This is a genomic window from Bacillus sp. 5w2, assembly GCF_054353775.1.
In genome coordinates this window covers 50,632-71,022 of sequence record NZ_JBTIWT010000022.1, presented here as the reverse complement: position 1 = coordinate 71,022, position 20,391 = coordinate 50,632, and the positions used below count along the sequence as shown (strand labels likewise).

At 32.2% G+C, this 20,391-nt stretch carries 20 protein-coding genes and 3 pseudogenes; 3 read left to right on the top strand and 20 right to left on the bottom strand.

Annotated elements, in window-relative coordinates; genetic code table 11:
* Positions 1 to 125: 125 nt before the first annotated feature.
* Positions 126 to 320 carry a hypothetical protein gene (locus ACXY7N_RS26185; protein ID WP_000852179.1) on the top strand — a complete coding sequence of 65 codons (195 nt, stop codon included), beginning with the start codon at positions 126 to 128 and terminating at the stop codon, positions 318 to 320.
* A 540-nt stretch (positions 321 to 860) separates the two neighbouring features.
* Positions 861 to 941: pseudogene (locus tag ACXY7N_RS26180) on the top strand (HNH endonuclease); the annotation flags it as partial.
* A 245-nt stretch (positions 942 to 1,186) separates the two neighbouring features.
* On the opposite strand, the gene ACXY7N_RS26175 reads toward ACXY7N_RS26180, so the two are convergent.
* The 16 genes and pseudogenes from ACXY7N_RS26175 to ACXY7N_RS26100 all read right to left on the bottom strand — a co-directional run bounded on the left by ACXY7N_RS26175 (position 1,187) and on the right by ACXY7N_RS26100 (position 12,572).
* Positions 1,187 to 2,074, bottom strand: a complete 888-nt coding sequence (locus ACXY7N_RS26175; RefSeq protein ID WP_488592720.1) for a retron system putative HNH endonuclease — start codon at positions 2,072 to 2,074, stop codon at positions 1,187 to 1,189.
* Positions 2,075 to 2,082: 8 nt separating this feature from the next.
* A complete protein-coding gene (locus ACXY7N_RS26170) occupies positions 2,083 to 4,200 on the bottom strand; it encodes an AAA family ATPase (protein ID WP_488592719.1) in 2,118 nt (705 codons plus the stop codon).
* Positions 4,201 to 4,450: 250 nt separating this feature from the next.
* A complete protein-coding gene (locus ACXY7N_RS26165; RefSeq protein ID WP_488592718.1) occupies positions 4,451 to 4,954 on the bottom strand; it encodes a sigma-70 family RNA polymerase sigma factor in 504 nt (167 codons plus the stop codon).
* Between the two features lie 784 nt (positions 4,955 to 5,738).
* Positions 5,739 to 6,542: an FRG domain-containing protein gene (locus ACXY7N_RS26160; protein WP_488592717.1), complete on the bottom strand. Its 804-nt coding sequence runs from the start codon at positions 6,540 to 6,542 to the stop codon at positions 5,739 to 5,741.
* 316 nt (positions 6,543 to 6,858) lie between these two features.
* Positions 6,859 to 7,335: a hypothetical protein gene (locus ACXY7N_RS26155; RefSeq protein WP_488592716.1), complete on the bottom strand. Its 477-nt coding sequence runs from the start codon at positions 7,333 to 7,335 to the stop codon at positions 6,859 to 6,861.
* Positions 7,336 to 7,346: 11 nt separating this feature from the next.
* A complete protein-coding gene (locus ACXY7N_RS26150) occupies positions 7,347 to 7,733 on the bottom strand; it encodes a hypothetical protein (RefSeq protein WP_488592715.1) in 387 nt (128 codons plus the stop codon).
* A 22-nt stretch (positions 7,734 to 7,755) separates the two neighbouring features.
* A complete protein-coding gene (locus tag ACXY7N_RS26145) occupies positions 7,756 to 8,766 on the bottom strand; it encodes a hypothetical protein (RefSeq protein WP_488592714.1) in 1,011 nt (336 codons plus the stop codon).
* Between the two features lie 144 nt (positions 8,767 to 8,910).
* Positions 8,911 to 9,135 (bottom strand): annotated as a pseudogene (locus ACXY7N_RS26140) (hypothetical protein).
* A 141-nt stretch (positions 9,136 to 9,276) separates the two neighbouring features.
* The gene (locus ACXY7N_RS26135; RefSeq protein ID WP_488592735.1) at positions 9,277 to 10,089 is read right to left on the bottom strand and encodes an IS3 family transposase; all 813 of its coding nucleotides are present in this window, start codon (positions 10,087 to 10,089) and stop codon (positions 9,277 to 9,279) included.
* A 38-nt stretch (positions 10,090 to 10,127) separates the two neighbouring features.
* Positions 10,128 to 10,448 (bottom strand): transposase, encoded by a 321-nt coding sequence (locus ACXY7N_RS26130; protein WP_488592713.1) that lies wholly within the window; start codon positions 10,446 to 10,448, stop codon positions 10,128 to 10,130.
* A 137-nt stretch (positions 10,449 to 10,585) separates the two neighbouring features.
* Positions 10,586 to 11,101: a PH domain-containing protein gene (locus ACXY7N_RS26125; protein ID WP_488592712.1), complete on the bottom strand. Its 516-nt coding sequence runs from the start codon at positions 11,099 to 11,101 to the stop codon at positions 10,586 to 10,588.
* Positions 11,102 to 11,215: 114 nt separating this feature from the next.
* Positions 11,216 to 11,590: an ArpU family phage packaging/lysis transcriptional regulator gene (locus tag ACXY7N_RS26120; RefSeq protein WP_488592711.1), complete on the bottom strand. Its 375-nt coding sequence runs from the start codon at positions 11,588 to 11,590 to the stop codon at positions 11,216 to 11,218.
* Between the two features lie 4 nt (positions 11,591 to 11,594).
* On the bottom strand, positions 11,595 to 11,882 hold the full coding sequence (locus tag ACXY7N_RS26115) for a hypothetical protein (protein ID WP_488592710.1): 288 nt from the start codon (positions 11,880 to 11,882) through the stop codon (positions 11,595 to 11,597).
* 32 nt (positions 11,883 to 11,914) lie between these two features.
* Positions 11,915 to 12,040, bottom strand: a complete 126-nt coding sequence (locus ACXY7N_RS26110; protein ID WP_488592709.1) for a DNA cytosine methyltransferase — start codon at positions 12,038 to 12,040, stop codon at positions 11,915 to 11,917.
* A gap of 3 nt (positions 12,041 to 12,043) precedes the next feature.
* Positions 12,044 to 12,403, bottom strand: a complete 360-nt coding sequence (locus tag ACXY7N_RS26105) for a hypothetical protein (protein ID WP_488592708.1) — start codon at positions 12,401 to 12,403, stop codon at positions 12,044 to 12,046.
* Complete coding sequence (locus ACXY7N_RS26100; RefSeq protein WP_488592734.1) at positions 12,288 to 12,572, bottom strand: DNA cytosine methyltransferase; 285 nt, start codon at positions 12,570 to 12,572, stop codon at positions 12,288 to 12,290. Before ACXY7N_RS26100 ends, ACXY7N_RS26105 begins: the two co-directional genes overlap by 116 nt.
* Positions 12,573 to 12,601: 29 nt before the next feature.
* Between ACXY7N_RS26100 and ACXY7N_RS26095 the strand changes: the two are divergent.
* Positions 12,602 to 12,847, top strand: a pseudogene (locus tag ACXY7N_RS26095) (DUF5123 domain-containing protein); the annotation flags it as partial.
* 96 nt (positions 12,848 to 12,943) lie between these two features.
* On the opposite strand, the gene ACXY7N_RS26090 reads toward ACXY7N_RS26095, so the two are convergent.
* From ACXY7N_RS26090 to ACXY7N_RS26075, 4 genes are read right to left on the bottom strand one after another with little or no spacing between them, the layout of a single operon-like run.
* Positions 12,944 to 14,362 (bottom strand): UvrD-helicase domain-containing protein, encoded by a 1,419-nt coding sequence (locus ACXY7N_RS26090; RefSeq protein ID WP_488592707.1) that lies wholly within the window; start codon positions 14,360 to 14,362, stop codon positions 12,944 to 12,946.
* 44 nt (positions 14,363 to 14,406) lie between these two features.
* Positions 14,407 to 14,595: a hypothetical protein gene (locus ACXY7N_RS26085; RefSeq protein WP_098069384.1), complete on the bottom strand. Its 189-nt coding sequence runs from the start codon at positions 14,593 to 14,595 to the stop codon at positions 14,407 to 14,409.
* 11 nt (positions 14,596 to 14,606) lie between these two features.
* Positions 14,607 to 17,240, bottom strand: coding sequence for a PD-(D/E)XK nuclease family protein (locus ACXY7N_RS26080; RefSeq protein ID WP_488592706.1), 2,634 nt, complete (start codon positions 17,238 to 17,240; stop codon positions 14,607 to 14,609).
* On the bottom strand, positions 17,230 to 20,316 hold the full coding sequence (locus tag ACXY7N_RS26075; protein ID WP_488592705.1) for a UvrD-helicase domain-containing protein: 3,087 nt from the start codon (positions 20,314 to 20,316) through the stop codon (positions 17,230 to 17,232). Before ACXY7N_RS26075 ends, ACXY7N_RS26080 begins: the two co-directional genes overlap by 11 nt.
* Positions 20,317 to 20,391 lie beyond the last annotated feature (75 nt).

The window sequence follows — 20,391 nt, the reverse complement described above, 5'->3', positions numbered from 1 at the left end:
ACTTTTTACCTTTTTTACATATTTAAAATAGTTTTAGGGAATTCTTCTTACAAAAGGTTCCTTAAAACCTTATTTTTCAACCTTGATTTTGTATACAAATGTAAGCAATAAACGGAGTGGTATAGATGGCAGAAACATTTAGAAGAGGCAAAATAATCGATCATACTAAACGCCTTATTTCCCGTAAAGAGATAATCTCAAGTCAAATGACACAAAATGAATTCTCTTGTATAAGAGAGAGTCTCTTAGGCCAAGCTCAATGTTTAGACTTTATAATAAACGAACTTATTATTGAATTTGACCTTAAAAATGAATTATAAACATCATCCAACTTACATATACCTCAAATTATCAAGATCTTTTATATGTATACATTTGTATACCGAATTTACTTGATAATCACTCCATGAAAAATCCCTTCTTAACACCATTAAAAGAAGGGATTACACTACCCGTATATTTTTCAATTCTTGACGTTACCCATTAAAACTTAAATCTGAAAAATCTACTTTTATCTTCTTTGGTTCTATCTAGTTTTGCTACGATACATTCATTCTCTTAATGAAAAAATACTCTCAAAACAAGCCCTTTTCTTTAGTTGATTTATCAATATTAATAGGATTATTTCAAAGCTACACTAAGACATATAAAAATACTAATTTCCTGTAAGTGTTTTAAAAGATAGAAAACAACTGTTTACAGTATAAAAATAGTGCTATTACTAAGAGAAATTTTTTACTTTTCCTTAGGATAGCACTACACTACATTATATAAAACCAATTGCTTCCATTGCAAAATTTATATATACCGATTAAAAAAGATAGACTGATAATTAATATAATTTACTCAGAGGAATACCTATGGCAAATAACAACCCTTGGTTAAATGAGATCATAGAAATATTAACGGAGTTAGGTGGAGATGGAACACTAAGTCAGATGAACGTAACAACAAAGTAATCCAGTTAGCAAAAATACTTTATAAACAACAGCATTGAGGGACATCATATTATACTTAATTTAAAGAAGGCGCTAGAACTAAATTAGAAAGTATCATGATGTTTTTTATAATTTATATAAATAAATTTACAAATACAAAAAATATTATTTATGTTACTTTTACTATCTCCCTAAACTTCATAATAGATAGGATAAGAACTTTTTTATAGCTCTTACCCTAAATTAACTTAACTTGAAATGCGACTTTGTTCACAGAGATTTTTCCGATTGAATGTTATCTTCAATTTATTGATTAATTCTTTACGTTCACTCAGAAAATCCGAAGTAATCTGAGTTACCATTGCCTGATAAGGTCTGTTAGGGTCATTTTTATATTCAAATATAAAATCATATAATGATATTATATTTGATACAATTTTTTCAATCTCTTTTTGAAAATCACTATCTTCTTGATAGCGTAAAAGCACCTTTAGAGTACTTAATCCATCAAGTATTTGTACTATCTTCAACTTAATATCCTTAGCAACTTTCGCTCTTTCTTCAGTAAGCTCTCTCCTATGAAGAGCATAAACTTCTATAGATTTTTCTCCTTTTTTAGATCCCTCTTTAAACTCAATAATACCTGTATCTTTAAATTCCAAATGTTCACTCGGGTCATCTTCACAAGGGTTTAATAGTAATACCTCCTCTCCACTTTCTTCACCGGGAGCTTTTGCACGTTTATTTTCGTTTTCTATTGGAAAATAATTTTTTTTATGCGACCTATTGCACCTTTGACAGGAGATTAACAAATTACTCCAACTCATAGCCAACCAATAGTAACCAGGATAAGTCAATCCTTGTATACCTTCTATATTAATAGCTTTTTTAGGTCTAAAATGTTCAATTTCTTCATACGAAGTCACATTGATAATACTTTCGCAATATCCACATTTACCATTAAACATTTTTTTTAAAAGATTTTTTACATTTTCATCCTTATATGCCTCGAACGGAAATTTTGTATCTTTTGTAAAAGTGGTTCTTTTAGCCGCTTCCAATTCTTTAAAACCAATAGAAGTTGGTTCAGTTAGATTTAATACAGCTGGTTCTGCTTCTCTTTGAACTTTTATCATAAAAAATTTTACCTTTCAAAATATTTAATAGCGTCTTCTATAATATTGTTAAACTCTTCATCACTTAATTCCACATTATTTTTTCTGTAGTGCGCAAAATAGTAATCCACTGCTTCATAGAATTTTTGTTCTCTTAATGTGGTACCTACTTTTTCATATTTCGACAATCTATCTTGTAAATTTTTTATTTCTTCCTTTTGCCTTTCATTAGGACTAGGATTAGATAAAAGTAAATAATATCGATCAAATAATTCATTTAACTCTGGCATAGTATCATACAATCCAAAAAATTTAGAAGTTAATAATCCTTCTACATTAAATCCTTTTTGAGAAGGTAACTTTTGAGTAATATATGCTTCTCTTTCCTCATTTTCTAGTAATACTGCAACTTCTCCATCTATTAAACCACGAAGTGATAGCGGGTTATGAGTAGTTGCAATAAATTGAACTTTCGGAAAAGCCCTTTTTAATCGAGAAACAATTTCTATATTCCACCTTGGATGAAGATGTGCATCAATTTCATCTATTAAAACAATTCCTTCAGCATCAAAATTCCGCCATCTATTCTTCATAACCATCATAATATCAGTGGCAAGAGCAATAATTGTCTGATACCCATCGCTTAAATCTTCTAGTTTGCTGTAAGAATTAGTAGAACCAAAATATACTTCTTCATAAATCTGATCCCGATCAATTATAACTTTTTCTAAAAATAAAGACTCGATAGCTTTTTTAACATTTTTAAAATCTTCATCATTTAAAGATAATAGGTACTCTCTCACATTAACTAGTGGAATAAAGGGATTAAACAGATTTTCCGTTCTTGCCCAAGTCACCTCATGATTTGATATCATATCATCTCTAGGAAGTAATCGAGTTGAGCCATAACCTAAAATTAGAACCCTAGGTCTTTGATGATTTTCACCTGTAAATTCAATTGAACTCGAATTCAAATAAATACTAATAGGCTCAAACATTCCAGATAATTTTATCGTTATAGAACCTTCATTAGAATCTTTTGTTAAATATTCATACGGTTTCTTTTTTATATTTTTTTGCCGTTGTTCTTTTCCCATCAGCGTTAATGCAATAGCTTGTAAAATTGAACTTTTACCCACACCATTCTCCCCTAATAACATTAGCCAAGGGGCGTTACTACTCTTACTCAGAGTAAAATCAATTTTCATATTTCTAATACTTTTAAAGTTATGAATCTCAATCTTTTCAATAAAACGCTGTTTCCCATAATATTTTTCTAAATCATTATCGTCTGTTACATCATAATAATCATTAATTTTTTCTTTATAAACATAATTCTTCCGCTTCTTAATATCTACATACGCTTTGTCATCAATTCGACTAATCTTATTTCTAATCGAAAAAACTTCCATTTGTTCTTTCGGTAACCTATTATCTAATAACGGCTCAAACTCTTGAAGAAGGGGAATTTTTTCATTTAAGATTACCCATTCAAAAAGTATAAACCTTTTTAAACCAACAAATATTGAATCCAACTGAACTTCTTGTAGAATTTGCTTTAAATAGTAGGGACTTTGCTCCATTGAGAATAAATAACAAAGATTATTAAATTCACTATATACTTGGGCACGCATTTCTACCAACATACTGCGATTCAAATTTAAAACATCTATAGTAACCTCGCCTTTTTTACTTTTATAATAAACCATTCCACTTTCATCAAAAACAAAATGCCTTTCAGGGTAATCTCTACAAGGATGTATCAATAAACGTCTTTCTTTCACTAATTTATTCTTATCAGCATAAATAGAAGCGACATCACCATCTACTGGAAAACGATTACTTTTCGCTCGCTTACATTCTACACAAATTGAAAGTATATTATCATCTTCATTTTTTAACCATTTATAATGATCTGGATGAAACTCACCATCCATCGTGTTTAACGATCCATTTATAGGTCTATAAAAGTCAATTGTTAGTGATAACTCTTTCATTCGGATTTCACAGTATGAACATTTACCATTAAAGTATCTTTTCATAAACTTTTCTAGCAAATACTCATCTATGTACTTTTCTTGAGTTACGTGTTCTAATAATTCATCATATATTGAATCAAAATATTTATCTTTATGTATTCGAATCATATCTTTGCTCTCCTCAAAAGCATATTTTCACGTGATATAAAACTGAATTTCAACTATAATATGTCACGTTTAATATATCTCATATTCTTAAAATCATTACCAAGCTGATTACTTATTATTTTATACACTAATGGTAATTATTTCATCTTTTTATTTAACTCATAGCCTTTCCATCTTATGTTTAATAAACATCAAATTCATCTTGTTGAATTTTATCCAATCTTCTATAAAAATGTAAGCTAAAAAAACCTCATCCACAATTGCAGAAGAGGCTCTCGTTTACCTGTCTTGATATTTTCTTTTCAGCACGTTCTATCATAGATTGTACCGTACTACATGTAATGTCTAGGTAACTAGCAATTTCTCTATACGTTAAACAATATCCTCGGGACATTAAATACACTTCTTTCTCCCGTTCTGTTAACAATGATAATGCATCTTCCAATCTTATTTTATCCCATTCACCAATTGCATCTTCTTGCTGATGACCGTCCCACTCATATAAGTTATCATCCATGCTACGAAAATATCTTTGCATCAGTAACGGATCACACGCTCTTTCTCTCTGATAAGCTGCTAACCTTTCAATCCCTCTTCGATTTCCCGGTCTTCTCGTCTTTTTCATCCATTCTAAGGAATAAGAAATGTCGCTAATCATATCAGTGAGAATCTTTACATCTTCCTCTTTAGCATCCTTCTGTGCTGCTCTCAATTGCCTTAAAGTTGCGTTATATTGCTTAATCAAATCCTGCATAACCTATCCCCCCCTTATAAACAAAAAAGAACACCGTATATAGACTGTACTTCTCTACATAACAGTGTTCTTTTATTACTTTCATATTTAATTTCTACGCTTCTCTCACTACACAAGTAACTTACTACTTATATAGTCAGAGAAACGAAAAACCGTTCCTCATAGACACAAATCGGTAAGTGTAGCTGATGCTTCTAATTAGTTTGGTAAAGTTCAAGAGAGAAATAAAGTGTTGAGGTGCCCCACGCCTCTTTGAACCGAGGAAAGTATGATTAGCAATTGGACATTCGGAAGGAACATCCTCGGCTCAAAGAGAGATGTAACCCTCTCCCCCGTTGGTCGGACCCTTACTTACGTTTATTCGTGAGTAAACTATAATTAATTGCCCAAGCCCGAGAAATTTAGATAAATCAAGAAACAATACACAGTACCATTTCCGTGGCAGTTCTTATGACACTTTCAATGATATAGGAAGTATAATCAAATTTTTTATCAATTTTTATACAAGTTTGCAATCTAAATTGCTAACTTAGTTTTCGCTCTTCAAATTACATTCTAATTCTTCAATATTTTCACACACATTAATTTGATTATTCTTATGTAAATACTGTAAACGATTGTCTAAAAAATATTTTCCAATTAGAATTCCCTCACATAAAATTATCAGTTGCTTAATTTTTTCAGTTAACCAAGCATCTTAATCCTTCACCTTTCCAATTAAAAAAGCATCCAAAAGGATGCTCCAAGGTGCTCTATTATAAAAATTATCTACTTCTAAATAATCTTACGATAATACAATATCATTTATGTAATAACTTAATCCTTCTACATCAGGATATATTTCTTTATATGTGATTTTTTCTTTTATTAAGTAATTTTTAACCTCTTCATACATCTCTGATGATAATTCAACATACGATAAAATGTCTTGTTTATTACAGTTAACTCTACCTATATATGAGCTAACTGTGACTTCTAATTCATCATCTAAATTATATTTATCTTTATCTACTGTATTTTGTATATAATGTAGTGTAAAACAACCTTTTTGAGCCGTGATTCTTTTATTAAGCTTTTCATTTATCTCAGGTGCTTCAATCGCTACAGTTTCTTTGAAGTACTGATTACCATTTATATAATCTTGAAACTTATGAGTTTTTCTTGGAATTAATATAGTATCTTCCCCAGTATGAAGTTCATTCAATAAATATGGATTTAATACCCATATTCTACAATTCCCCTGATTCCGATCCCATTTACAAAAAGCAAAAAATAAAGCGATTTTCCAAGATGTAGTCCAATCTAACAATCTAGTTTTTGTACCATAATGTTGCATCCCGATAAGCACTTCCCAATCACTTACATCCTTATCATTAGCAAAATAATATTCTTTAAACTTTTCAATTGCCTCTTTTTCTTTTTTTACAATATCCTTATGGGGGTATCCCTTTCCTAATAATCTAAATAAACTTGGGATTAACTTATAGGCTACATTCGGTTCACCACGATACCACATTTCCCCTTTTTCGCTTCCTAAACTAAGCAAACTTTCTTCCAATTCCTTCATGCTACTTACAGTATGATCCATAGTCCTGTCTCCAATCTCATCATAATTTAAAATATTCCAACAATAAATTCTATTATATTACAATATTTTATAAAATGATATTTTTTCCAGAAAGGATTCTATAAATTTCTTTAAATGTAAATTTATTAACCTAATTACAACCCCAAAATATTTCTAATGTTTTTTTCTTTTCCAGTTCCTCTCTTATAAAAGACACAGCATTCATTACAAATTCCACAAAAATTCTTATAAGCTTCTAATGATATAGGTACATTCTTAAATATTCCATTCTTCAGCAAAATAAAAAGCTCTCTAATTAAGTAGAGAGCCATTTTATTTATTGAAATAATTGAGCAATTTGATCGTGCCATTGATTATAAACTTCTTTTGTTTTCGTTGATATTCCATTCACACTTGTCATGACCATATTAATACCTGCTACAATTCCCTTTAAAGAAAGCTTATTAACCTTTTGTTTTTTAGTTTCATCTCTGACTTGATTAACAGCATCGATAATCTCCTCAGGACTAGTATTTTCTATATTTTTTTCAGTTTTCAAAGATTCTATCAATGCATTTGTTAGCTCTTCTATCTTATCAGAATTATTACTTGAAATATTATTTACAACACCTTGAAAATCTTTGGATCCTGCCGCAAATTGGACGCCTGTAAATGTACCGCCACCAGATATATTTGTTGAATTATTATTATATTTTTCTGTCATAATCATTCCGCCCCCATGATTAAAAATATTTATAGTAAAAGGTCTTCGTGTATCACCCATTGTATGCTGCATTTTATCCAGCACATTCAATTCTTCTGCCCCTAACTTATAAGCATCAATGGGTGTTTCTCCTTTTTTTCATCATCTATTTCCTTCCTAATTTGTTCTAAATAGGATGAAGTAAATGAAAATACAATATGAATTAAATTTTCATCCGGAATAAATTCTTCACCACATATTCTACACTCAATCCATCCTTTAGGAATTTGCTCAAGTTTAGAATATGAAGCAGCTGAATCAAATCTATCTGGACATAAAATTTCATAAGATTTTTTTAAAACATATGGTTCCCTAGTACATAAGTACTGATAAACTTCGTTAACATCACTATTTCCAGATAAATATGCTACTTGTTGGGCATTGAAGCGGTAGCGATTGTTGATTGCCAATATTTTTAACGCATCATCAATTTTTGCTACATTAAACATCATCCTTGCCCTCCTTTATCAATTATATTGCTTGTGTTGCTTGTTGAGCTTCGTTAGACGTAGTATCCTGCCCAGTTACTCTCTCTTCTGTACTATTTATGCCTTTATATCTTACATCAATAAACACCTGCATTACATAATCAATTACAGCTTCACTTACTTTGCTTAAAAATTGAAAGCCTGTATGTAGATTAATTTTAAACTTAATTTCATTCTCATACTCTCCAAAAGATGTTTCTTCTTTTACATTAATAACCAGCGACTGTGATAATAGCATTTTATTTTTAAATTGCTGTACATATTCTTCTTGCTCTCGTAAATTTTTCACATCTGGACTCGCTGTAACTAAATGTCTATCATAAATCCCATCATCCTTATGATCCGCTTCGACCAAACCAGCTGATAGACGTTTTGCTATTTCTTCCGCCTCTGCATTTGATACTTTTGTTATGGGTATCCATTTGAATTCTCTCGATTCTTCTCCAAGCTCTTGTCTAAAGTAACTTTCAAAGCAAGAAAGAAATTTATTATGCTTATTATATGCACAACGTAATTCAATGATAGTAGGTCCCATGAAACGAACAATTGCAAATTCAAAATTCACAGATGTAACTTGAATTATATCATATCCATTTCGGATTCTTCTTGGCTTATCTTTAGCAACAAATTGAATAAGAATAGAATCCCCTCTATCTTCAACATAGTTAATTTGTGGTTCATCGGATAATGGTGGTTTAAACTCTCGATTAAATATTTCGTTTACACCAATCTCTCTTTGTAAGATTTTCACCATTTTCTCTTTAGTTAAAAAACCTCCTGGAAGCGTCACTTCCTGAAAGATATTGACAGCAGTTTTACCTGCACAACTATAGTTAGTATACAGCCGTTCAATTAAATCAGGAGCTGATTCATTGATTGCATTATACATAGTCTCAAAGCTTCGACGATCTGCTTCTAATTCCATTTTGTCTACATAAAAATTAATTAACGCTTTTGGGACTACTTTTTCAAAATCTAAAATATCATGCCTCACATGCATTCTCCCCCTTTACATCATTTGAAAAAACAGACTAAATCCTATTAAATTACTTTTCTATTTTAACTAAAATAAATATCAAATCATATACTTCACGTGAAAATAATTCCAATAAATTCAACCTTTTAACATGTTTTGGTTCTAATTCTCATCCAGATACTCATTTAGCCGTTCAATAGCTATCTTTTGTGCATGCTCTTCACTATCTATTAAAGGAAACCCTTGATTAATAGAGCTCCAAAACTCATATCCACAATCCTTCATTCACCTATAAACTTCCGTTGTATACAAACCATCTTTTCGTTTTATAATTTGCACTTTGTATATTTTACTTGGTGAAAAATATTCTCCTACAACCTGTTCCATAAGTATATTAGCTCCTTAAAAACATTGATTTATTATTAATATAACAAACAATAAATAAAAAGGGAGAATCCATTGCTCACTCTCAACAGAAAAAGACCACAAAGTGGTCTTATCCCTGTCAAGTAGACAGTATTAAAAAGACTAAGCAGCCATCGAGATTCGATATTCTATCGGAGCTCGATGGTTGAGTCGTTTTTGGAAACGTTTATAGTTATAAAAGTAAATATATTCTTCAATTGCTTGTATTAAATCCGCTTCTGTTTTAAAATGATTCAAATACAACATCTCCGATTTAAAATGGGAGAAAAATGACTCGATACAGGCATTATCATGGCAGTTTCCTTTGCGAGAGTGGCTGCCAATGATACCTAAATCTAAAAGTCGTTTGTTGTAGGCATGAGATGTGTACTGGAACCCCTGATCTGAATGGAGAATGGTTCCACGCACATCTCTTTTTTGTGCCAACAGTTCAATTGTATCTAATACAAGTTCATTATCATTACGCTTGGATATTTTCCAAGAAACAACTTCGTTATTATAAATATCTTGTACAACAGAAAGATAGCGGAAGCCCTCTTGAAATTGTAGGTAGGTAATGTCTGTAACAAGCGCTTCATTTTGTTGGCGATCTTTGAATTCACAGTTTAAAACATTTAGAAAAGCATTAGAATAATTCCGAATAATAGACTGAATGTTAAGCTCACTCATTAATCGATATACCTTTTTGTGATTTATAAAATAACCCTCTTCTTCTAAAGCAATTTTCATACGTGGATAACCATATTCTTTGTGCTTTAGGTGAATAGATTGAATTACCTTTTTTAATCGTTTATCGGATTCTAGTCGTATGCTGTTCATACTTTTTGTATGAACCCACTTATAGTAACTTGAGCGATGTACACCCGCAAAATTAGTAAGCCATATAACGGGATATTTTCTCTTTAGTAATTCAATGATATGATATCGTTCTTTATATTTTAGTACGCCCCCATTTACAGATTTGGATACTGCTTTTTTAAATATTCAACCTGAGCCTTATAGTAATCACGCTCTTCTTCAACAGTTTTAAAATGAATCCGTTTACCTTTTAAAGGGTTCGGTATACCTTTCATTTTATTATTTTCCCCACGAGTATCTGTAATTTCACCACATTCTTTATATTTTTTCACCCAATTTTTAAGTTGTGTAGAGCTTCTAATTTGATATTTCTCCGCTATCATATCGTAGCTTCCTTCACCATTTAAATAACTTTGAACAGCTGATAACTTTATCTCATTTGAGTATGTATTAAATGTTGCACCTTTTTTGGCCATGAAAAATCCCCTCCAAGTAATAGTGTAACATCCATGTGTATACATGGTCTTTTTCACACTGTCTACCTAAAGGGGATAATATCAAAAGTTATGTGGTCTTTTTCTCGCTTTATATACAATTAATAACTTATTAATAATTAATTGCCGAGATCAGGACTTAATTGTTTCTCGGTTAAAAATATATAGAACTCATCAAAATACTTCTTATGATAAGATCCAAAAAACACTTCAATTTTCTCTTCTTTAGATTTCACTTCTAACTCTGTAACTAATGCCTTTTCTTTAACATCAACACTCTCTATCTTATTATAAGGAATGGATTCGAACGCCTTTTTAGTTAATCTAATACCATAATATATGTATCGCTTGTCTGTCAAAATGTATACATTCATGTCCGTATTTTGATATCTTGGTTGGGCGAATGAATAACAAATTGTTTCCTCAGGTAATAGTCGGGATTCAACCGATTCAACAGACAATTTTACCATTGAAAAATCTCCTGGTTGAGAATTGAAAGCACCCTTATATTTTTCATACATCTCAGGATTTTCTTTCTTAAATACATCTAATTTATTCATATCATGATTGCTCATCATTAAGAATAATATGATACATGCTACACCTAATCCCAAAATAATAAAAAATGTCCACATTTGCTTCTCATTCCCCCTCGTAAACTTCTATTTCTTTATTAATATGCGGAACTAAATTAAGTAAGAATTTACATTATATAAATAATAAATAAAAACCGCTACAACAAGCGGTTCTCATCCTTCTACCTCAATTCCCAACTTATAAGCCAACTCACACAAAGCCCTATTCCTCTTCCTATAATAATCTGGCTGCGACATATTCAATATCCTACACATTTTTATCCAACTAGGCTTCTCTTTTCCTAAATAAGCTAACTCAATAAGTTGTTTATCCCACGCATCCAGCTTCCCTACACCTTTTCGTATTTCTTGGATATAGTTAATTCGTTCTAGAACTGTTTTACTCATGCCGAGTGCCTTACCATCTTGTACACGCTCTATATCTCTTTCATCTATACTTGATAAAAATAGATGATACTTTTTCAAAGCTTGAAGCACGTTCTTCTTTGTCTGCTCTTTGTTAAGAACAGGTAGGGCAATATCCAACATACTCTCACTCCTTCACCATTTTTAAAAATGTATCCAGCGGTATAACTACTAACCACGGTTTTCTATCAGCCTTAATCGCTAATGCATCTGGCTGTTCACGTTCATCCTCCAACCAGTTATATAACGTCTTAAATCCTTCTTTCCTCGCTTTTACTTCCCATTCTAGACCTAAACCTTTCACATCATTTGAATACCCGTCCATCGCACCAGAGAGCGGTACATGGGCACCGCCTATCAAACTAGCGAATTCTCTTTCACGTCTCATACCTTTATCTCTTTGACTTTTTCCCATTTATAAATCTCCATTTCTTTAAAATGAATTTTTTATAACCTTTTTGCTATCTCGTATACAACGTCCACAGTTACTCCATTACCAACTTGCTTATACAATTGACTTTTCGATGCTACTGCAGCTGCCTTATCAAAATATGAATCTGGTATCCCTTGCAAGCGTCATGATTCTCTTTCAGTAAGCCAACGCAACTTATCATCACTCGTTAAGACGGCCTGTTCCCTAGATGTGAGAAGAGTTTGTGCTACTCCCTTACCAACACGCTCTCTTCTTGTTTTTGATTTAGGAAAAGCTAAATTTACCGTGTCACCACGATAAGCAACGTTATATCCCTGTTTTGTAGCTTCACGAACAAATACTTTCCCTTCGCAGATACCAATTACACAACCTTTTACTCGATTCAAGTCAACTAAATACTCGTCTGGTATCTCTGCCTCTAAGATGTGCGACAATGAAAAGTTTCGTTCTGTTCTGAGGAATTCCACACTCGGTTGAGTTAATAGTTTGCCATTCTGCATCATACCCGACTTCATCCAAGCTAGAGAGAATACGGAATAAGTCCCATCCTTTATTAACTCGTAGCAAGTTCTCAACGTTTTCAAAGAGGAATCGAGAGGGTTTTTTAGTTTCATCCGCTTCCCTAATGATGCGTATAACTTCTCTGAAGAGTCCTGACTTCTCTCCTGCCAGTCCTTTTTGCCTTCCGTTCTTTGAAATGTCTTGGCAAGGGAACCCGGCACATTAAATTTACCCCTACCATCCCAAAAGCTGTTAACGTTACCAAAGAAGGAGGTACCGGAGTTTATAACCCCAAAATACGCAAAATACGGGTAACTAATTCTGGCGTCCAAGGAGCACTGATTACCTTTCAAAATTTCCAGGATGAAAAGGGAAACCTCGATGGTTCTATAACTAGGTTAGAAGATGATGAATTATTTACAATAGAAAACAATAATTATATTCAAAAAAATTCCCCATCACAGTGCATATATAAATAAAAAGGATAGAGCATGTCTATCCTTTTTATTTATATATGCATATTTCATTTCTGCTTTAACATTTTATAAGGTGAAACTCTTATAAAAATCTGAATCTAATTCCTTAACCAACCTTAACGTATCACCATAAGTGAATAATTGTAAATGTCTACAAGCACGTGTAATAGAAACATACAGCAAACGTCTTTCAATTTCCCAATAATTCTCTTCTTTATCCTCATCGGGTATTCTATTAGGTTCAATTAAATCAATAATATATACAAAATCAAACTCTAGACCTTTTGCTGAGTGGAAGGTACAAAGTTTTACACCAGGAGTATGTGGATTTCCCTTCTCCCTAATATCTTCTGATGGAATCCCAGCATCGTTTAATGCACGTTGCATTCTAAATTTTGCTGAGTTTCTTGAAGATCCCTCACGATATAAAATACCAATTGTACAATTTGGTGCTTGTTCAATAATTTGTTTTACTGATTTAATCACTTCTCTATCTTGCGATTCAGCATTTTTACAATTCATTAAATACGGAATAGGCCCTTCCCTCTCCGGTAAATTAGGAATTACGTATTCCTCATCATGAATAATCATATCATTTTGTTGAAGACTTGCTGCTAGTTGAATAATTTGTTTTGTCGAACGGTAGGATTCCTTTAATATTTTCGTACGATTACCCGTGACATTCAAACCAATTTCTTTCCATGTAAAGGATGTTTTATAGATTTTTTGTCCTTTGTCTGCAGCAACAATAAATGATTTTCTAGCAATCTGCTTTAATGCTTGCAGTTGAACCTGTTGTAAATCTTGAGCCTCGTCAATAAAAATGTGATCATATTTAATGGAATCTGGAAATATAGCTGGATTCTTCATGAGAACAACAGCTAAATCATCAAAATCAAGTAAATAGTTTTTCTTCTTATTATATTGATCAAAGACTTGATAAATAATCTCACGATCATTCATGGTAACACGTGTATTGGTACCGCGCCCTCTTCGATCTGCTTTCAAATAATCACTTAAAGTAGTGATGTTTTTTCCTTTAATCCATTGTATTTCATCTTTTAGGAAATCGAAATAATCGTCATTTTTTACAAAACGGTGATCAAGACTTGCTAAGCCTTTTATAGCCTCTTTTAAAAATTCTTCCTGTTTATACTTTTGTGTAATAATAGGCTTCTTTTTCATGACCTTACAATATGCACCAAACGCCCATGAATGGAATGTTTTCACTTCTAAGTTAGGAAGGTTGTACTTCTCAATTAAAAATTTAGTTGCATTAGAAAGCGATCCTGCGTAAGTAAATATTACAACTTTCTCATTCGGGTATTTCAGTGCTGTTTGCTTCGCTTTTTTTAATAAAACAAGCGTCTTTCCACTACCAGCAATACCTCTAATCAAAATTTCATTCCCTGTGTAATCAACTATATCCTGTTGTTGCTTAGTTAATATTAGTTCAGTACTCTCTAGTTTATTTTCCATACACATACAAAGGGGAGTTTCTCCCCTTCTCCTACACCTCTCTTATCATATTACGGCCAATCATCGTCATCATCATCATTTTCTTCTTCATCTAAGTATTCCAATGCACTTTTAAAGGAGTCTTCTACTAGAACCATATTCAATGCATCATTTGTTAGTTCTTCTATCAAAACTTCTGAATCACTATCGTTTTCAAATGTTCTCCAGTTAGTAGCTATTTGCCTCCAAATATTATTCACCCTGTTCCCTCCTAACCAATCAGATGTCGTCCTTCACTACAAATATCTATATGAGGGCAGTAACGACAATTTTCTCCTGGTTTAGCATGGAATATATTCTCATTCATTACATCTTCCTTCAAATCAATTAGCAAGGAAGGCTTATTCTTAACAGTTACTTCTATCCATTCATTTCTTTTAGCATTTGTAAGACCTGGAAGCTGAAAACTCTTCCTTGCTTTACTGATACTAACCTTTCCACTAACTTGCTCTAGCTCTTCATCTTGCCTCGCAATTTTTATAAACGTTTCGGCCATTACTTCTTTTTTATAGTTCGTCCAGTGAGGGAATAATTCGCTTACCGTTTTAATAACCTTTTCATCCGCTAAAGTGGTACTACGCTTGACCAATCGAATTAATTCCGTAAACATAAATTGATGAATAAATTCATCAGTAAAAACAGGTGACTGACCTAGGATATAACTAAAGTAAAATCTCCTTTTACATTGGTTATATTCTATTAGAAAATCTGTAAATGTTAGTTCTGTTAAATCCCCATCATTTATATCTACCGCTATGTCTTCAAAATCAACTGGATTAGGACGTGTTTTCACTACAAGGTGATTTTCTTTCTCCTTATAATCTATTACTTTTAATCCTAATTGATGGACATACACAGCAGGTTGCAGATCTTCCTTATCTAAAAAATTTTGCATCCAAGACAGTTCAGTATTTTTATCTAATAAGAATTCTAAAGCAATAAATAGTAAATACCTTGAGATTTGCTTAATAGATTGATTTCTCAATGTATGTAATTCAAGTACTTCATGACGAATGGAGAGTTTTTCAAACGTAATCTCCTGTAATGGCCATGGTGTACTGAATTCATCAAGAGGTAGACCTTTTTCATCTAGCCCTGTTAGATAAAAGGTATTAATATTTGGTTTAAAAGCTTCCCCATCAACCTCAATAAACGGTTTTATAAAGGCTTCATCTGTGTTTGATAATTTCCCACTCAAATAGACATTGATGGCTTCCCCAACATCATCATATAGAAAGAAATTATCATCCTGAATTTTCTTTAATTTTTCATTCAATGAATGAATAATATCCGTTTCATCTTGAAGTAATTTAGAATGCTGCATTGGATTATGTTTATCTAGTATCGCTAACAATTTATCAAAGTGCTCACTTATAGAGGCTTCCCTTGCTTCTATATCAAACAATTCTTCTGCAATGAAAACAAGTTGCTTCACAAAATAGTGAACTTCTTCAACTTGCTTCTTGCTTAGTGAAAAATGAGCAAATTTAGAAAAGGGACTACGCACACTCGTTACAACCCTATCATCATCTGGCCCTTCAAAGGCTGGTAATATTTCTTTGTAATGCTTCATTAAATCAGAAAACCTTGGTAACCAATCCCCTTGAATCGTACGACAATTACCGAAGAACGATAACAGTTGCTTTAGCAAGTATGTGTAATCTCTAGCGTTTTTCTTCGTGATAGGATTATATAACCAACCTGATGAAAACGCTGAAATTAAAATATCTTCATTTAAAATCAATGTATTATCATCAATCATCTGATGAATCTTACTAATGAATTGACCAATGGGATATTGTAAAAAGTTTCTGTTTTCCGCAAATTTATTAGGATAATATTGAACAAGGATTTCATTCAACATATCAGCATTGGTTGCAATAATTTGTACTTTATCCTTGTTTTTATCCTCATCATCCTCTGTCTCACCAATCGGATAATTAGGAACAATTACATCATTTAAAAAATCAAAAAAGGAATTATAACGAATAACTTCTTTTTTAAGAGTTTCCCCTGGTGCATTCTCTCCTTCAAATGCACTCAAAAATTCAGTACCGAGAGACTCTTCCTTGTTTTCCCGATTACTTTCAATTTGCCAATTATCAGTCCACTGATATTCTTTAGAAATAAAGCCTTTTATAAAATCAAAGGTTGCTGGAAAACGCTGATCATAAAAATTAAAGAATGTAATAGAAAAGCCTGCCTTCCTGAGAGCTTGTAGAAAAATCTGCTGCTCAGGAGTAATGAAGTAGAATCCATGTAAGACGAGCTGATTCATCTCAACATCTAGGGCCGGTCTTTCACTTTCCTTTAAAAGCTGGTTTATCTTCTCTTTGATTTCTTCTATTGCCCATCCCTTACGAAGCTTATTTCGGATATTTTTATAGGTAGTATCTTTTTCCTCTACTTCAAACCAAATTTGTTGAAAGAGCTTTTCCTTTTCTGTTAGCTTATTACTTTCTAGATTTATTGTAGTTAAATCAATGGGCTTCACGCCGGTATACGTTAGAAATCGAATCGTTTCAAGAAGGTCAGGACGATTATTTTTAAATGCATTTTTTAATTCTGTATTATCCGTACTGAGCTCATTAATAACCCGAGAAAGCTTTAAATATTGTTTTAGTTGCTCTTCGGGTAAATTCCATCTTGTTAATAATTCATCAATAATTTCGCGAATTGTAAACACATAACAAAACTCTCGTTCTTCTTTGTTTTGATAAGCCTCTATAATACCGTCCTTCATATTTTTGGTAGCACATATATGAATAGCATTTTTTATCTTGTTATATTTTGAATGATTTCTCCAACGCTTCGGATCATCATATGTATATACATCAACGTTCATGATTCACCTCATTAAAAGCTCGTCCTAGTAAATTACCCCATGTATTTTCACTTATTTTTTCAGGCATCATTAAAATTAGTCTCTTTTTCGCACGTGTCATCGCTACATACAATAATCGTGTTTCTTCTCTTTCTACTTCAAAACTTTCATAATTTTGAAGTGTAGCAAAATGATTATTTTTAATATTATTAGCCTTCCAACCAACAATCCGTTTATCGTCACCCATCTCTTTTTCATCTTGTATGTAAAAAGAGGCTTTTTTATTACTAAATGAGTGGTTCAGTTTAGGCATAATAACAGTATGGTACTCTAGGCCTTTCGAACGATGGACAGTCGTAATTTCTACAACTCCTAATTTCGTTTCAATCATTGGTTCATTCTCATTACGATTTACGCGAATCTGTAAGGTTAACCATTCATGAATGTTCCAAAGCGTACCACTCATTGAATCAAACTGCTTTTGAATGATGTTCATTAAATGATATAAATTTTTCTCATACTGTTTTACAGCTATCTCAATCTCTAGTTGTTTTATAGACTCATCTATGTCTGGGGCATCTCCATACTTCACTTCATAATAGGATGAAATATTTTGTAGTAATCCCTTTTCAGAGATAATCTTCTGTATAACAGCCATAACAGGTAATCTTTTTAACTCATCAAGATACTGCGTAAAGTCATTTCCCATATACAATTGTAAAAACTTTATAATTTTCTCACTATCCCCTTTTAAGGGAACAAGTAGTTTAGTTGGAATTGCATATCTAAAATAAGGTGATTGTAGAAAATTAACCACATGCTTTGCCTCACCTGGATACAACAGGGCATCTAACATCATTTTAAAATGTATGACTGCATCTGATTTATAAAACGTACCATCTAAATTTTGTACAGTCCCTATTCCTGCTTTTTCACACCACTCTCGTACTTCAAGAGCTTGTTTATTCGTACGTACAACAAGGGCGATTCTTTTATTTTCATCATCTGATAACTGCTTAGCTATATCCACCGATTCAAAAATATGACGTACTGTTTCTGGTTCTACATTATCCTTATTTGTATTAGGGTAAAGGAACTCTCCTATTGTTGGTTCAGTAATCTTCATCCCCTTTAAACGATCATCCTCCGTATAAGGAAGCAGACACTCTTTACTTTTTGGACCCCAGCACTTCTGTCCCCAAACAGAAAATATCTTATCTAGCTTTTCTAATAAACTGCTAGTTGTTCGATAGTTTTGATTTAAAGCAACAGGAGTAAATGATGAATTCACCCTCTCTGCTAATCTTGTAAAGGACGTGTAATCAGCACCACGGAAACGATAAATCGATTGCTTAATATCCCCAACTACAAAAAGATGATATTTTAACTGATTTTGCAAACTTGCCACTAGTTCAATTTGTGTATTATCACTATCCTGAAATTCATCGACAAATAAATATTTATCGGTTTGAAGCTGTTTAAGTGTATCACCTTGTGTAAATAACTTTAGTTTTCGGACCATATCCCCTGTATCAATCGCATTTTCTTTCTTCTTTTGTGCTTCTAATAAACCTTCACATTGATTGAATACATATTGAAAAAGATCCTTAAGAACTTGATGCTCTTCTTTTACTACTGTACCCCAATCAATTGACTCAATTTCTTGTCTAGTTAACCCCTTTTTCTCCATTTCATCCCAGAAACTCTTCATCATTTTTGTAACTTCATAAAACTTTAAATTTAAATCGACTAAAACTTTCGCAGAATGTTTTTGGAAAAATTCGTTAGCAAGCTTTTCAAGAATGTCACTCTTCGTTTTAATAAAACTTCTTACCTTTAAGTTTCTACCAAAACCAATTTCATGTGCTAATTGAGTTAAAATAGATTTAGAAAACGAATGAATTGTGCTAATTTGTATATTTTTTACTTCTTCAGCAAAGTAAAGATATTTTGTTTTCCCTGTCAATTTAAACATGCTTAATAATTTCTTTTGCAAACGCTCCTTCATTTCATTAGTAGACGCATTTGTAAAAGTAACCATTATGATGTCTTTAAGTGTGATGCCAACCTTTTCTAACAGATAAAAAATACGATCAATCATAACGTATGTTTTTCCTGTCCCCGCACCTGCTGTAATCATTAAGTTATCCGTATGCGGAGTGTGAACTGCTATATACTGACCCAAATTAAACTCTGGGAACGCCGGAGACAATATATTCTTTAAGAAGGATGCCTCTACCTCTCCGTCTTGGATAATTCTTGTATCCACTGAAAGGAGTGTCTCTTTTGTTTGAAAAACTTGAAGTTGAAATTCATCACAAAAATCCTTTTGCAATGCAAGCCAACTCGTAGAAATAGAAAACGTACTAAAGATATAGATTTTTAGGCCTTCCTTTAATAATTTGTCGATTTCCTCTTTTTCTTTGTGAAATTGCTCCTCACTAGTAAAAACATATAAATTAGAGAACCGTTTTTGTTTTTCGCTTTTTATTTCATCTGTTTTTTCCCTTGCCAAATTTCTAATATAAAAGTGTTTTTTTAATGCATCCCATTGAGAATCCTGTAAATTCAATCTTGCTTTATATATATTCATACGCTCAAGTTTTTGAATCCAAGTCCCTTGTTCAAAGTCATCTTTAAACAATATAAAAGGAGTATTTAACAATTGGTTAAAACCACGCTCTATCCATTGTTCACTCGTAATATAAGGCAAGGCTACTACCGCTCGCTTAGAAAATGCTCGATTCAGACTGTCCTTTTTTTCAATATCATCACACAACATATTTAATTGTTGCTCCGCTTGGTTAAAAGGCTCACCTTTAGATGCATAATAATCTTTGGTAAAGTGCCATATATGGCCCTGTATTCCCTCAATTTGTTTTATATTTATTCCTTTTACTTCAATTACAGTTACACCAATTTCACGATCAACTAATAAAATATCTATTTCTCTTTTACTAGCATGATTTTCCTTGAACATTGGAAAATGTAAAAAGCCAAAACTTTCTCGTTCAATGAATGCTGATTTTACTTTTTTCCAAACGTAACGCTCCGCATCAATGCCTGGCCGATATTCAACCATTCCTTCAATAAACACTTTGTACAAACCCCCAAATAAAAAACATTAGTATTATTATACTAAACCTTTAATCTAAAATAGATAATTTTTTAC